Source organism: Rhizobium sp. MHM7A, assembly GCF_005862215.1.
GTDB lineage: Bacteria > Pseudomonadota > Alphaproteobacteria > Rhizobiales > Rhizobiaceae > Rhizobium > Rhizobium bangladeshense.
This window is the reverse complement of record NZ_VCHT01000016.1, coordinates 42,856-56,668: the sequence shown is the minus strand read 5'-3', so window position 1 is coordinate 56,668 and position 13,813 is coordinate 42,856. Positions and strand designations below refer to the sequence as shown.

12 protein-coding genes are annotated in these 13,813 nt (G+C 62.3%); 10 read left to right on the top strand and 2 right to left on the bottom strand.

Features of this window, described 5'->3' with window-relative positions:
* Position 1 precedes the first annotated feature (1 nt).
* From sucC to lpdA, 9 genes are all read left to right on the top strand, one after another.
* Positions 2–1,195: an ADP-forming succinate--CoA ligase subunit beta gene (gene sucC, locus FFR93_RS33420; protein WP_138396341.1), complete on the top strand. Its 1,194-nt coding sequence runs from the start codon at positions 2–4 to the stop codon at positions 1,193–1,195.
* Positions 1,196–1,212: 17 nt separating this feature from the next.
* Complete coding sequence (sucD, locus tag FFR93_RS33415) at positions 1,213–2,115, top strand: succinate--CoA ligase subunit alpha (RefSeq protein WP_138396340.1); 903 nt, start codon at positions 1,213–1,215, stop codon at positions 2,113–2,115.
* A 168-nt stretch (positions 2,116–2,283) separates the two neighbouring features.
* Positions 2,284–5,268 carry a 2-oxoglutarate dehydrogenase E1 component gene (locus FFR93_RS33410; protein WP_064708218.1) on the top strand — a complete coding sequence of 995 codons (2,985 nt, stop codon included), beginning with the start codon at positions 2,284–2,286 and terminating at the stop codon, positions 5,266–5,268.
* Between the two features lie 16 nt (positions 5,269–5,284).
* Positions 5,285–5,593, top strand: a complete 309-nt coding sequence (locus tag FFR93_RS33405; RefSeq protein ID WP_138396339.1) for a YciI family protein — start codon at positions 5,285–5,287, stop codon at positions 5,591–5,593.
* A 39-nt stretch (positions 5,594–5,632) separates the two neighbouring features.
* Positions 5,633–6,892: a 2-oxoglutarate dehydrogenase complex dihydrolipoyllysine-residue succinyltransferase gene (odhB, locus tag FFR93_RS33400; protein WP_064707970.1), complete on the top strand. Its 1,260-nt coding sequence runs from the start codon at positions 5,633–5,635 to the stop codon at positions 6,890–6,892.
* A 12-nt stretch (positions 6,893–6,904) separates the two neighbouring features.
* Positions 6,905–7,654 (top strand): DUF4241 domain-containing protein, encoded by a 750-nt coding sequence (locus FFR93_RS33395; protein ID WP_138396338.1) that lies wholly within the window; start codon positions 6,905–6,907, stop codon positions 7,652–7,654.
* Entirely contained in the window at positions 7,651–8,181 is a 531-nt protein-coding gene (locus FFR93_RS33390; RefSeq protein ID WP_138396337.1) for a hypothetical protein, read from the top strand. The genes FFR93_RS33395 and FFR93_RS33390 overlap by 4 nt, the downstream gene beginning before the upstream one ends.
* The gene (locus tag FFR93_RS33385) at positions 8,178–8,930 is read left to right on the top strand and encodes an SDR family oxidoreductase (protein WP_064712561.1); all 753 of its coding nucleotides are present in this window, start codon (positions 8,178–8,180) and stop codon (positions 8,928–8,930) included. Before FFR93_RS33390 ends, FFR93_RS33385 begins: the two co-directional genes overlap by 4 nt.
* Positions 8,931–9,040: 110 nt before the next feature.
* Positions 9,041–10,447 (top strand): dihydrolipoyl dehydrogenase, encoded by a 1,407-nt coding sequence (lpdA, locus tag FFR93_RS33380; protein ID WP_138396336.1) that lies wholly within the window; start codon positions 9,041–9,043, stop codon positions 10,445–10,447.
* Positions 10,448–10,537: 90 nt separating this feature from the next.
* Here lpdA and FFR93_RS33375 read toward each other — a convergent pair whose 3' ends face one another.
* Together FFR93_RS33375 and FFR93_RS33370 are read right to left on the bottom strand one after the other, a co-directional pair.
* Positions 10,538–11,614 carry a TraB/GumN family protein gene (locus tag FFR93_RS33375; RefSeq protein WP_138396335.1) on the bottom strand — a complete coding sequence of 359 codons (1,077 nt, stop codon included), beginning with the start codon at positions 11,612–11,614 and terminating at the stop codon, positions 10,538–10,540.
* A gap of 172 nt (positions 11,615–11,786) precedes the next feature.
* The gene (locus tag FFR93_RS33370; protein WP_138396334.1) at positions 11,787–12,722 is read right to left on the bottom strand and encodes a tyrosine recombinase XerC; all 936 of its coding nucleotides are present in this window, start codon (positions 12,720–12,722) and stop codon (positions 11,787–11,789) included.
* A gap of 138 nt (positions 12,723–12,860) precedes the next feature.
* Here FFR93_RS33370 and FFR93_RS33365 point away from each other — a divergent pair, with 138 nt between their 5' ends.
* On the top strand, positions 12,861–13,811 hold the full coding sequence (locus FFR93_RS33365; RefSeq protein WP_138396333.1) for a GNAT family N-acetyltransferase: 951 nt from the start codon (positions 12,861–12,863) through the stop codon (positions 13,809–13,811).
* Positions 13,812–13,813: the final 2 nt, after the last annotated feature.

Here is a 13,813-nt window from a genome sequence, read left to right as displayed (position 1 = left end):
CATGAACATTCATGAATATCAGGCCAAGGCTCTGCTGAAGGGCTATGGCGCGCCAGTTGCCGAGGGTGTGGCAATTCTCAAGGTTGAAGAAGCGGAAGCGGCCGCCAAGTCGCTTCCCGGCCCGCTTTACGTAGTCAAGAGCCAGATCCATGCGGGTGGCCGCGGCAAGGGCAAGTTCAAGGAACTGTCGGCGGAAGCCAAGGGCGGCGTACGTCTCGCCAAGTCGATCGAAGACGTTGTTGCCAACGTCAAGGAGATGCTCGGCAACACGCTGGTGACCGCGCAGACCGGTGAAGCCGGCAAGCAGGTCAACCGCCTCTATATCGAGGACGGCGCCGACATCGAGCGCGAACTCTACTGCTCGCTGCTGGTCGATCGCTCGGTCGGCAAGGTCGCCTTCGTGGTCTCCACCGAAGGCGGGATGGACATCGAAGCTGTCGCCCACGATACGCCCGAGAAGATCCAGACGATCGCCATCGATCCGGAAGCCGGCGTGACGGCGGCCGACGTCGCCAGGATCTCCGCCGCCCTCGAGCTCGAAGGTGCAGCCACAGAAGACGCCAAGTCGCTCTTCCCGCTGCTCTACAAGGCCTTCAACGAGAAGGACATGTCTCTTCTCGAAATCAACCCGCTGATCGTCATGAAGAATGGACATCTGCGCGTCCTCGACGCCAAGATGTCGTTCGATGGCAATGCGCTCTTCCGTCACGACGACGTCAAGGCGCTGCGCGACGAGACCGAGGAGGACGCCAAGGAAATCGAGGCCTCCAAGTGGGATCTCGCCTATGTCGCGCTCGACGGCAATATCGGCTGCATGGTCAACGGTGCCGGCCTCGCCATGGCGACGATGGACATCATCAAGCTGTACGGCAAGGAGCCGGCCAACTTCTGCGACGTCGGCGGCGGCGCCGGCAAGGAGAAGGTCGCTGCGGCCTTCAAGATCATCACCGCCGACCCCAAGGTCGAAGGCATCCTCGTCAACATCTTCGGCGGCATCATGAAGTGCGACGTCATTGCCGAGGGCGTCATTGCCGCGGTCAAGGAAGTCGGTCTCAAGGTTCCGCTGGTCGTGCGCCTTGAAGGCACCAATGTCGAGCTCGGCAAGAAGATCCTGAACGAGTCGGGTCTCGCGATCACGGCGGCTGACGACTTGGACGATGCGGCCAAGAAGATCGTCGCAGCGATCAACGGCTAATTTGAGGGATCGAAAGAATGTCCATTCTCGTCAATAAAGACACCAGGGTCCTCGTTCAGGGTCTGACCGGCAAGACCGGAACCTTCCACACCGAACAGGCGCTCGCTTATTACGGCACCCAGATGGTCGGCGGCATCCACCCGAAGAAGGGCGGAGAAACCTGGACCGGCTCCAAGGGCGAAAGCCTGCCCATCTTTGCAACCGTTGCAGAAGGCAAGGAAAAAACCGGCGCCGACGCGACCGTCATCTACGTTCCGCCGGCCGGCGCCGCCGACGCGATCATCGAGGCGATCGACGCCGAGATCCCGTTTATCACCTGCATCACCGAAGGCATCCCCGTCATGGACATGGTGCGCGTCAAGGCTCGCCTCGACCGTTCCAAGTCGCGCCTGCTTGGGCCCAACTGCCCGGGCATCCTGACGCCGGAGGAATGCAAGATCGGCATCATGCCGGGCTCGATCTTCCGCAAGGGTTCGGTCGGCATCGTGTCCCGCTCGGGCACGCTGACCTATGAAGCCGTTTTCCAGACCTCCAATGAAGGCCTCGGCCAGACGACGGCTGTCGGCATCGGCGGCGACCCGGTCAAGGGCACCGAGTTCATCGACGTGCTGGAGATGTTCCTCGCCGACGAAGCCACGACCTCGATCATCATGATCGGCGAAATCGGCGGCTCCGCCGAAGAAGACGCAGCCCAGTTCCTCAAGGACGAGGCCAAGAAGGGCCGCAAGAAGCCGATGGCCGGCTTCATCGCCGGCCGTACGGCACCGAAGGGCCGCACCATGGGCCATGCCGGCGCCGTGGTATCGGGCGGCAAGGGCGACGCTGAATCGAAGATTGCGGCGATGGAATCGGCAGGCATCAAGGTGTCGCCGTCTCCGGCTCGCTTGGGCAAGACGCTGGTTGAAGTCCTGAAGGGCTAAAACCACCTATGGACCGGGCGGAGGAACGGCATCTGCGCCTTCCGCCCGGCTCGCATACGAGACCAGCAGATGCGTCGCGGACAGGCGGCGATCGGAATGCGGCGGCCGGCAATCGATCCGGCAAATTCATCAAAGTCAGGAGGCGGACCGAAGCGTCCGCATATCACCATGGCACGGCAAGAAGCCAACGAGCAATTTCAGATCACCTCGTTTCTGGATGGCGCCAACGCGGCCTATATCGAGCAGCTCTATGCGCGCTACGAAGAGGATCCGGCGTCGGTCGACGATCAATGGCGCACCTTCTTCAAGGCGCTGGAAGACGATCCGAGCGACGTGAAGAAAGCGGCCAAGGGTGCTTCCTGGCGCAAGAAGAACTGGCCGCTTCCGGCCGGCGGCGACCTGGTGTCGGCTCTCGACGGCGACTGGGGTATCGTCGAGAAGGTGATCGAGACCAAGGTGAAGGCCAAGGCCGAGGCTCAGGGCAAGCCCGCCGACACCACCGACGTGCTGCAGGCGACGCGCGATTCCGTGCGCGCCATCATGATGATCCGCGCCTATCGCATGCGCGGCCATCTGCACGCCAAGCTCGACCCCCTCGGCATCGCCGCTGCCGTCGACGACTATCGCGAGCTGTCGCCGGAAAATTACGGCTTCACCGCTGCCGATTACGATCGCAAGATCTTCATCGACAACGTGCTCGGCCTGGAATATGCGACCCTTCGCGAGATGATCGAGATTCTCGAGCGCACCTATTGCTCGACGCTCGGCGTCGAGTTCATGCATATCTCCAATCCTGAGGAGAAGGCGTGGATACAGGAACGCATCGAAGGTCCGGACAAGGGTGTGGCCTTCACGCCTGAAGGAAAGAAGGCGATCCTTTCCAAACTCGTCGAAGCCGAAGGCTACGAACAGTTCCTAGACGTCAAGTTCAAGGGCACGAAGCGTTTCGGCCTCGACGGCGGTGAATCACTGATCCCCGCATTGGAGCAGATCCTGAAGCGCGGCGGCCATCTCGGTCTCAAGGAGGCGGTGTTCGGCATGGCCCATCGCGGCCGCCTGAACGTGCTCTCCCAGGTCATGGGCAAGCCGCACCGCGCGATCTTCCATGAGTTCAAGGGCGGCTCCTACGCCCCTGACGAAGTCGAAGGCTCGGGCGACGTCAAGTACCATCTCGGCGCTTCCTCCGACCGCGAATTCGACGGCAACAAGGTGCACGTCTCGCTGACGGCGAACCCGTCGCATCTTGAAATCGTCGATCCCGTCGTCATGGGCAAGGCCCGCGCCAAGCAGGACATGAGCGCCACCGTCTGGGAAGGCGACATCATTCCGCTTTCCGAACGCGCAAAGGTTCTGCCGCTGCTGATCCATGGCGACGCGGCCTTTGCCGGCCAGGGTGTCATTGCCGAAATCCTCGGCCTGTCGGGTCTGCGCGGCCATCGCGTTGCCGGCACCATGCACGTCATCATCAACAACCAGATCGGCTTCACCACCAATCCGGCCTTCTCGCGCTCGTCACCCTATCCGTCCGACGTCGCCAAGATGATCGAGGCGCCGATCCTGCACGTCAACGGCGACGATCCCGAAGCTGTGGTCTATGCGGCCAAGGTCGCGACCGAATTCCGCATGAAGTTCCACAAGCCAGTGGTGCTCGACATGTTCTGCTATCGCCGCTACGGCCACAATGAAGGCGACGAGCCGTCCTTCACGCAGCCGAAGATGTACAAGGTGATCCGCGGCCACAAGACCGTGCTGCAGCTCTATGCGGCGCGCCTGGTCGCCGAAGGCTTGGTCACCGAAGGCGAAGTGGAGAAGATGAAGGCCGATTGGCGCGCGCATCTCGAGCAGGAATTCGACGCCGGCCAGCACTACAAGCCGAATAAGGCCGACTGGCTGGACGGCGAGTGGTCGGGCCTGCGCACCGCCGACAATGCAGACGAACAGCGCCGCGGCAAGACTGCAGTGCCGATGAAGACGCTGAAGGATATCGGCCGCAAGCTCTCGGAAATCCCCGCTGGCTTCAATGCGCACCGCACGATCCAGCGTTTCATGGAAAACCGGGCCAATATGATCGCCACCGGCGAGGGCCTCGACTGGGCGATGGCCGAAGCGCTCGCTTTCGGCGCGCTTTGCCTAGAAGGCCACAAGATCCGCCTGTCCGGTCAGGATTGCGAACGCGGCACCTTCTCGCAGCGTCATTCGGTTCTCTACGATCAGGAAACCGAGGAACGTTATATACCGCTCGCCAATCTTTCACCGACGCAGGCCCGCTACGAAGTCATCAATTCGATGCTTTCGGAAGAGGCTGTGCTTGGCTTCGAATATGGCTACTCGCTGGCCCGCCCGAATGCGCTGACGCTCTGGGAAGCGCAGTTCGGCGATTTCGCAAATGGAGCACAGGTGGTCTTCGACCAGTTCATCTCGTCGGGCGAACGCAAGTGGCTGCGCATGTCCGGCCTCGTCTGCCTGCTGCCGCACGGCTATGAAGGCCAGGGTCCGGAGCACTCTTCGGCTCGCCTGGAGCGCTTCCTACAGCTTTGCGCGGAAGACAACATGCAGGTCGCCAATGTCACGACGCCGGCGAACTACTTCCATATCCTGCGCCGTCAGCTGAAGCGCGACTTCCGCAAGCCGCTGATCCTGATGACGCCGAAGTCGCTGCTGCGTCACAAGCGGGCGGTTTCGACGCTTGCCGAATTGGCCGGCGAATCGGCTTTCCATCGCCTGCTGTGGGACGATGCCGAGGTGATCAAGGACGGCCCGATCAAGCTGCAGAAGGACAACAAGATCCGCCGTGTCGTCATGTGCTCCGGCAAGGTCTATTACGATCTTCTGGAGGAGCGTGAAAAGCGCGGCATCGACGACATCTATCTCCTGCGCGTCGAGCAGCTCTATCCGTTCCCGGCAAAGGCGCTCATCAACGAGCTGTCGCGCTTCCGCAACGCCGAGATGGTCTGGTGCCAGGAAGAGCCCAAGAACATGGGCGCATGGTCGTTCATCGACCCCTTCCTCGAGTGGGTGCTTGCCCATATCGACGCGAAGTACCAGCGTGTCCGCTATACCGGCCGTCCGGCCGCCGCCTCGCCGGCGACGGGCCTGATGTCGAAGCATTTGTCACAGCTCGCCGCATTCCTCGAGGACGCATTGGGCGGCTGAAATCAAGGGGGGCGCAATGGCTTACTTCTTTATGAGACTGCTGCCGCCGCGCCCCACTTTCCCGCATGATGGGACGGGGGAGGAAATCGCGGCGATGAAACGCCACGTCGAATACTGGCATCGGCACGCCCTTGCGGGATCGGCAATCGTCGTCGGTCCGGTGTTCGAAGGGGAAGGCGCTTTCGGCATGGCAGTGGTCGAGGTCGAAGATCAGGCGGCGGCGCAAGCTCTTGCCGACGGCGATCCGATCATCGCTTCCGGTCTCGGGTTCCGTTTCGATGTCCTGCAGATGCCCTCAATCATTTTGCGGCCGCCCGCCGTCTGAAACGCATAAACGAAAACACACGAAATCAGGATTTGAACAATGGCCACAGAAATCCGCGTTCCAACTCTCGGTGAATCCGTCAGCGAGGCAACCGTCGGCACCTGGTTCAAGAAGGTCGGCGACGCCATCAAGGCCGACGAGCCGATTCTGGAGCTTGAAACCGACAAGGTGACCATCGAAGTTCCCGCACCCGCTTCCGGCACGCTTTCGGAAATCGTCGCCGCTGCCGGCGAGACCGTCGGCCTCGGCGCGCTGCTTGGCCAGATCGCCGAAGGCGCCGGCGCAGCCGCCGCACCGGCAGCAGCTGCACCGGCCGCCGCTCCCGCTCAACCGGCCCCGGCTGCTGCCGCCCAGCCGGCTGCCGCTGCTGCTGCATCGTCGTCGAGCGCCTCCGTCTCCACCATGCCGCCGGCACCGGCGGCTGCGAAGATGCTGGCTGAAAGCAATCTTTCCGCCGATCAGGTCGACGGCAGCGGCAAACGCGGCCAGGTGCTGAAGGGCGATGTCATTGCCGCCGTCGCCAAGGGCATTTCCGCTCCCACCGCGGCACCGGCTGCAGCGCCTGCGGCTGCGCGCGGGCCTTCGACGGTCGAGGATGCCTCGCGCGAAGAGCGCGTGAAGATGACGCGCCTGCGCCAGACGATCGCCAAGCGCCTCAAGGACGCCCAGAACACCGCCGCCATGTTGACCACCTATAACGAGGTGGACATGAAGGCGGTCATGGATCTGCGCAACAAGTACAAGGACGTTTTCGAGAAGAAGCACGGCGTGAAGCTCGGCTTCATGGGCTTCTTCACCAAGGCTGTGACGCATGCGCTGAAGGAACTGCCGGCGGTCAATGCCGAGATCGACGGCACCGACATCATCTACAAGAACTACTGCCACATCGGCGTCGCGGTCGGCACGGACAAGGGTCTCGTGGTTCCGATCGTTCGCGACGCCGACCAGATGTCCATCGCCGAGATCGAAAAGGAAATCGGCCGCCTGGGCAAGGCAGCCCGCGACGGTCAGCTCTCGATGGCCGACATGCAGGGTGGCACCTTCACCATCTCGAACGGCGGCGTCTACGGTTCGCTGATGTCCTCGCCGATCCTCAACGCGCCGCAGTCTGGCATCCTCGGCATGCACAAGATCCAGGAGCGGCCGGTCGCGATCGGCGGCCAGGTGGTCATCCGTCCGATGATGTATCTGGCGCTGTCCTACGATCACCGCATCGTCGACGGCAAGGAAGCGGTGACCTTCCTCGTGCGCGTCAAGGAGAGCCTGGAAGATCCGGAACGCCTGGTTCTCGATCTCTAAGGGAGCTTTTCGATGCGGAAGCGGATCATGCGAGCGGCGCGCCTTCTCCTTTGCGCTGCCGCCGCGCATGCCCCGGTCCTCGCATCGGCCGCCGGCTGGGATGTCAGCAAGGCCAGCAGCAATTTCGAACTGGTGACGCTTGATGATGCCGAACTCTCCAGCCGGTCGATCGACGTGGTCCATATGGGCGATGTCGAGCTGACCTCGGGGCGCATTGTCGCCGCTGATCCGCTTGCCCAGCCGGATCGTCCGGCGCTGGCAAGAACAGTTGCGCCGGGCGACTATCCGGTGACGCTCTACCGTGCCTTCGGGCGCATCGCGGCGGCCAGCATGCGGTTTGCCGAGGGCAAGCCCGATCACTGGGAACTGGCCGTCCTCCCCGGCCAGGACCCGGCGACACTGAAGGACGACGAGATCTTCGGCTATCCGGTCGATGCCGGCGTCGGCTGCTACATGGACGCCGATACGCTGGGGCGGATCGATGAGCGCGAAGCGCAGGTCCAAGCGCAGAAGCCGGATGCCGATATCAATTATTACGATGACGTGCTGGCGTCGGAGCTTGACGCCAATAAGCGCCACTATGCACTGCACCGGCCGGTTGCCGGCAAGAAGGGCAATGTTGCGGTGTTCTGGAGCGGTTGGGGCGACGGTTTCTATCCTGTCTTCTGGGGCCTCGACAAGGATGGCCACCCGCTGGTTCTGTTGACGGATTTTGGTGTGATCGAGAATGCCGACGGGCGGCGAGAGCCGAAGGTGCAATGAGCGGGGCGGTCGGGATCATGGCAGGATGGAGTGGCGTGGCTGCGATTGCAGCTGCCGCGTTTTTCGCAGTTCCGGTCGCCGCGTTCGCCGTCGATTGCAAACAGGAGCAGGCCGTCTACGTCGACCGTGACGGCGCCTATGAACTGCGTTTTGCACCGCTGAATTCTCCCTCGGCTGCCGCCAGCAATCAGTTCAAGGTCAGTGCGCTCAAGACATCCGTGGTCATGGAAGGCTATGTGATGCCATCGGAAGATCCGGTGCGCGCGATCGGCATCCTGATGTTCAACTGCCCGGAGGGAGACGCGACCGGCGCCGATCTCGATGCCTGCACCGTCTGGCAGGGCGCCGTCTACGGCATGAATGTCAAAGGCGAGGTCGACAATCTGCAGCCGGAGGGTGCCGCGGCGGCCGAAAAGATCGTACTTCCCGGCCTTGGTCCCGCCATCCGTGAATCGAGCGCCTGGGGAGAGGGCAAGGCTTCGGTGGCGCCTTGGGACGTGCTGACTTTCAAGGAGTGTGCGACATGAATGATGCACCTGTTGTTCTCGTGACCGGCGGCAGCCGGGGTATTGGCGCCGCGGTCTGCCGGCTCGCCGCGCGGCAGGGCTGGCGCGTGGCGGTTAATTATGCCTCCAGCCGACAGGCGGCCGAGGCTGTCGTCGCGGCGATTGCCGGAGAGGGCGGCGAGGCGGTGGCCATCCAGGGCGATGTAGGCAAGGCTGCCGACATCGCTGCGATGTTTGCCGCGGTCGATCGCCATTTCGGCCGGCTCGACGGGCTCGTCAACAATGCCGGCATCGTCGACTATCCGCAGCGGGTCGACGAGATGTCGATGGAGCGGATCGAAAGGATGCTGCGCGTCAATGTGACGGGCTCCATCCTCTGTGCGGGGGAGGCCGTTCGCCGCATGTCGAGCCGTCACGGCGGACAGGGCGGTGCGATCGTCAACATCTCCTCAATGGCCGCGATCCTCGGCTCGGCGACGCAATATGTCGATTATGCCGCCTCGAAGGCCGCTATCGACACATTCACGGTCGGGCTTGCGCGCGAGGTCGCAGCCGAGGGCATTCGCGTGAATGCCGTCAGACCCGGGATCATCGAAACCGATCTGCATGCTTCGGGCGGACTGCCGGACCGGGCGCGCGAAATGGCGCCGTCGGTCCCGATGCAGCGTCCGGGCACAGCCGAGGAGGTGGCGGACGCTATCCTCTATCTTCTTTCTCCTTCCGCCTCCTATGTAACGGGCGCGATCCTCAACGTGAGCGGCGGTCGCTAGAAGGACACGGCGAAAAACAGCATGCCATATATTCTCGAATTCCTCGGCCTGATGGCTCTCGCGCTGTCGCGCGCAGCCGCCTAAACGAAAAATCCAAAGGGAAAGAAGCAATGTCTTACGATGTGATCATTATCGGAACCGGCCCGGGCGGCTATGTCTGCGCCGTCAAGGCGGCCCAGCTCGGCCTTAAGGTCGCCGTCGTCGAAAAGCGCGCGACCTATGGCGGCACCTGCCTGAACGTCGGCTGCATTCCGTCGAAGGCGCTGCTGCATGCTTCCGAAATGTTCCATCAGGCGGGCCACGGGTTGAGTGCGCTCGGCATCGACGTTCCCGCGCCGACGCTGAACCTTGGCAATATGATGGCCCACAAGGATGCGACGGTGAAGGCGAATGTCGACGGCGTCGCCTTCCTGTTCAAGAAGAACAAGATCGATACCTTCCAGGGCACCGGCAAGGTCGTTTCGGCAGGCAAGGTTTCCATTGCCGCCGAGGACGGAACGGCGCAGGAGATCGACGGCAAGAACATCGTCATCGCCACCGGTTCGGATGTCGCCGGCATTCCCGGCGTGCAGGTCGAAATCGATGAGAAGACCATCATCTCGTCGACCGGCGGCATTGCGCTGGAAAAGGTGCCGGAAACGCTGATCGTCGTCGGCGGCGGCGTCATCGGCCTTGAACTCGGCTCCGTCTGGTCGCGTCTTGGCGCAAAGGTCACCGTCGTCGAATATCTCGACACCATCCTCGGCGGCATGGACGGCGAAGTCGCAAAGCAGTTCCAGCGCATGCTCGCCAAGCAGGGCATCGATTTCAACCTTAGCGCCAAGGTCACCGGCGTCGAGAAGGGCGGCAAGGGCGCCAAGGTGACGTTCGAGCCTGTTAAGGGCGGCGACAAGGTGACGCTCGACGCTGAAGTCGTGCTGATCGCCACCGGCCGCAAGCCCTACACCGCAGGCCTCGGCCTGGAAGAGGCGGGCGTGGCGCTCGACAATCGCGGCCGCGTCGAGATCGACGGCCACTTCAGGACCAATGTCGCCGGCATCTATGCGATCGGCGATGTGGTCAAGGGCCCGATGCTGGCCCACAAGGCGGAAGACGAGGGTGTCGCGCTTGCCGAAATCCTCGCGGGGCAGCATGGCCACGTCAATTACGACGTGATTCCGAGTGTCGTCTATACCCAGCCGGAAGTCGCTTCGGTCGGCAAGACCGAGGAGGAACTGAAGGCGGCAGGCGTCGCCTATAAGGTCGGCAAGTTTCCGTTCACCGCGAACGGCCGCGCCCGCGCCATGCTGGCGACCGACGGCTTCGTCAAGATCCTCGCCGACAAGGAGACCGACCGCGTGCTCGGCGGCCACATCGTCGGTTTCGGCGCCGGCGAGATGATCCACGAGATCGCCGTGCTGATGGAATTCGGCGGATCGTCGGAAGATCTCGGCCGCACCTGCCATGCACATCCGACGATGTCGGAAGCGGTCAAGGAGGCCGCGCTCGCAACTTTCTTCAAGCCGATCCATATGTAGGTTGTCGGCAGCCCTACGAAAATGCGCAGCCGCTTGCCGCGAGGCGAGCGGCTATTTTATTTGCCGCGCATCGGTCCTTTTCCGAGTAGCCTAATTGACAGCGGTCACCGTAAAACCCTGCTTGCGCAGCAGCTCGATGACGCCGTCCTTGCCGGGCAGGTGCAGGGCGCCGACGGCCATGAAGACATTGCCGCCGTCGAGGATCGGGACGGCACGCTCGGCCATCACCTTGTTGCGATCGAGAATGACGCGCTGTTCGAATGCGGCGTAGTCGCTGGTCTCGTCGACAGTTGCCGGCGTCACTGTCTTCAGCATCGGCATGGTCATGCCGATATCGCCGGAGAGGTAGAGATCGGTCATCGTTTCGACGACGTCGTTCATCTTGGCTCCGAGTTCCAGCGTCTCGATCAGCGACTTCATATGAAATTCGACCGGCAGATCGGCCATGGCCTGGATCTGCTCGGCAAGGGTTTCCAGCCCCTTGACCTCCTTGCCTTCGGCAACGGCGTCGCTGGCGATTTTCTGGTCGAGAAATTGCACGCCTTTGGCCTTGCGGGCGAGCTCGCAGGCCGGAAGAGCGACGGCGCTGGAGATCATCCATGGTCGCATCCGGGAAACGGCGCTGAGCGGGATACCACGCTGCTTCAGGCCGGCTTCCAGGCGCTTGTAATCGTCGGCAGAGAGCAGCTTGTCGATCGTCGTGCCGTCGGTGAACATCGTCAGTTCCGGTCGTGCGAGCAGGGCGGCGGTCGCCTTGCGCTCATCGAGGATCTCGTCGGATTCGATGATGATCGTATTGGCTGTGTCATGGGCGATCTGGGCGCGCGACGGCAGAGCAAGCACACGGGGATCGGTCACATGCATGCTGCCCAGCAGCCATGAAGGGGCAAGTCCAGGCTTCTCGATCTTCCAGAAGATGCCCTTGCCGTTCGGCGTTGCCTCGGCTTCCTTTAGCGCCTCGGCATATCGGGCGGGGTCGTTCTGCTGCAAATCGACCATGAGATTGCGGCCGGTGCAGGCTGCGTCCTCGGCCGCCGCCGGCCTTGCAGCCAGGAAGGCGACAAACAGCGCTGCAACAAGCAGCATGTGGAAGGCTGCAATCAGCCAGAGCAGCAGATTGCCGGGTACTGCGAGGAAAAAAGCCCGGCGGCCGATTGAAGTCGTCATCTTGATGTTCCGGTCAAATGCCCTATCGCTTCTGCTCTACGCCTGGCTTGCGCATAATCCTTTAAGAGAATGCGTTAACGAACACTTAGCGCATCTCATCGGGGCGGATTCATGGGCGCTGAGGATGTCGGATGCCGTCGTCACATGCGCTGCACATTCTGCACGAGATGCATCAGGCGCGCGGATGGGCTCGGTCATACACCTCGAGCAGCCGGGAAGCATCGACGCCGGTATAGACCTGCGTTGTGGAAAGGCTGGCGTGGCCGAGCAGTTCCTGAATCGTGCGGAGATCGCCGCCGCCGGCAAGCAGATGGGTGGCGAAGGAGTGGCGGAGCGCATGCGGCGTTGCCGTCTCCGGCAGGCCGAAGGCGCCGCGTAGCTTCTGCATTGCGCGTTGGATGATCGCCGCCTGCAGCTTGCCGCCGCGGGCGCCGCGAAACAGCGGCTCACCGCTTTCGAGATCATATGGGCAGAGCGCGCGATATTTCTCGACCGCGTCGAAAACCACGGGCAGAAGCGGCACGAGCCGCGTCTTGTTGCCTTTGCCGGTGATGCGCAGCGCTGTGGCGCTCTTCGGCAAGTCGGCGGGAACGAGATTCAGCGCCTCGGAAATGCGCAGGCCGCAGCCGTAGAGCAACGTCATGACAGCTGCATCGCGCGCGGCGATCCAGGGTTCGTCATGCAGTTGGGCTTCATCGCTGACGATGGTGATCGCCTGCGTGTCCGACAACGGCTTGGGTAGCGACTTCGGCTGTTTCGGCGAACGGATCGCCCCGGCGCCGGCGGCATTGACCAAGCCCTTCTTTTCGAGGTGGCGCAACAGGGAACGAAGGCCGGCGAGATTGCGGCCGAGCGAACGGGCGCCGGAGCCTTGCCTGCGCCGGGCGGCCAGGAAGGCGCGGAAATCGGCGGGGCGCAATTCCCTGATATCGGCGAGGGTCGCCGGGCCGGCGAGATGACCGGTCAGGAAAGTCAGAAACTGGCGGGTGTCGCGCTCATAGGCATCGAGCGTATGTTCGGAAAGACGGCGTTCGCGAGCGAGGTTTTCGAGCCACGCAGCGCGTTCCGCCATCAGGCGCGGGTCGGCGATTACAAGCAGTTCATTCACGTCGCTGGCCTTGAATTTGCCTTTAAGTCCGCCAATTTGAAGCAGGAACGGTTATGGAATTGCTAATGCCGGCAAGCCTTTGTCACGCTTCGATCATATTGTACTGCGATAGCTTATAGCCCACAGACAGGATCTTTCATGGCCCGGCGCGATTCCATGACGGCTTTCGGACAACTCGCGGAAGCGATCGCACTTGTTTCACAGGGAAAGCCCGGTCATATCGTCGATACGCTGATTGCCGAACGCGGCCAGAGGATCGTAAAAAATCCATTCTGGCCGGTCATGCGGCCGTTCCTCTACACGCTTCTGCGCTACAACAAGGCGATCGAATTCGCCAATGCGGTTGCCAACATGCCGGGTTTCCAGTCGTTCGAATATCTGAGCGGCGTACTGAAGCTCGACATCGGCGTCGCCAACGGCGAACGCATCCCTGATAGCGGCGGTTTCATCCTCGTGAGCAATCACCCCACAGGCATTGCCGACGGCGTCGCTGTATTCGACCTCCTGAAAACACGCCGGCCCGATATGATGTTCTTTGCCAATCGCGATGCGATCCGCGTCAACCCGCGTTTTGCCGAGATGGTCATCCCGGTCGAATGGCGGGAGGAGCACAAGAGCAAGCTGAAGGCGCGCGAGACGCTGCAATTGACGAACCACGCGGTGCGGGAAGGCAAGGCGACGGTACTCTTTCCATCAGGCCGGATCGCCTATTGGGCGAACGGCCGGCTCAACGAACGTCCCTGGAAGACCTCGGCGGTCGGGCTGGCGCGCAAGTATAATCTGCCGATCCTTCCCGTCCACATGAGGGCGCGCAATTCAGGCCTTTTCTACTGGCTGGCGAAGTGGTCGACGGAGCTTCGCGACATGACGGTATTCCACGAACTCTTGAACAAGCGTGGCGACCGCTTCGATTTCGTGATCGGCAATCTCATTCCCGCCGAACATCTGGACGGCGACCTCTACGAGGTGACGAAGGCGCTGGAGAAACATACGGTGCACGACATGGCGCGCGATGGCGACACGATTTTCATACCGGTCGGCGGCCCAACCGCGGCGACGCCGCGCGAGATACCGGTTCTTGCCGTCTAGTT

Excerpts from the sequence above, each read along its gene's own strand:
- sucC (WP_138396341.1), top strand. The coding sequence starts at position 2 with ATGAACATTCATGAATATCAGGCCAAGGCTCTGCTGAAGGGCTATGGC.
- FFR93_RS33385 (WP_064712561.1), top strand. The coding sequence starts at position 8,178 with ATGAATGATGCACCTGTTGTTCTCGTGACCGGCGGCAGCCGGGGTATT.
- FFR93_RS33390 (WP_138396337.1), top strand. The coding sequence starts at position 7,651 with ATGAGCGGGGCGGTCGGGATCATGGCAGGATGGAGTGGCGTGGCTGCG.
- FFR93_RS33365 (WP_138396333.1), top strand. The coding sequence starts at position 12,861 with ATGGCCCGGCGCGATTCCATGACGGCTTTCGGACAACTCGCGGAAGCG.
- odhB (WP_064707970.1), top strand. The coding sequence starts at position 5,633 with ATGGCCACAGAAATCCGCGTTCCAACTCTCGGTGAATCCGTCAGCGAG.
- lpdA (WP_138396336.1), top strand. The coding sequence starts at position 9,041 with ATGTCTTACGATGTGATCATTATCGGAACCGGCCCGGGCGGCTATGTC.
- sucD (WP_138396340.1), top strand. The coding sequence starts at position 1,213 with ATGTCCATTCTCGTCAATAAAGACACCAGGGTCCTCGTTCAGGGTCTG.
- FFR93_RS33405 (WP_138396339.1), top strand. The coding sequence starts at position 5,285 with ATGGCTTACTTCTTTATGAGACTGCTGCCGCCGCGCCCCACTTTCCCG.
- FFR93_RS33410 (WP_064708218.1), top strand. The coding sequence starts at position 2,284 with ATGGCACGGCAAGAAGCCAACGAGCAATTTCAGATCACCTCGTTTCTG.
- FFR93_RS33375 (WP_138396335.1), bottom strand. The coding sequence starts at position 11,614 with ATGACGACTTCAATCGGCCGCCGGGCTTTTTTCCTCGCAGTACCCGGC.
- FFR93_RS33395 (WP_138396338.1), top strand. The coding sequence starts at position 6,905 with ATGCGGAAGCGGATCATGCGAGCGGCGCGCCTTCTCCTTTGCGCTGCC.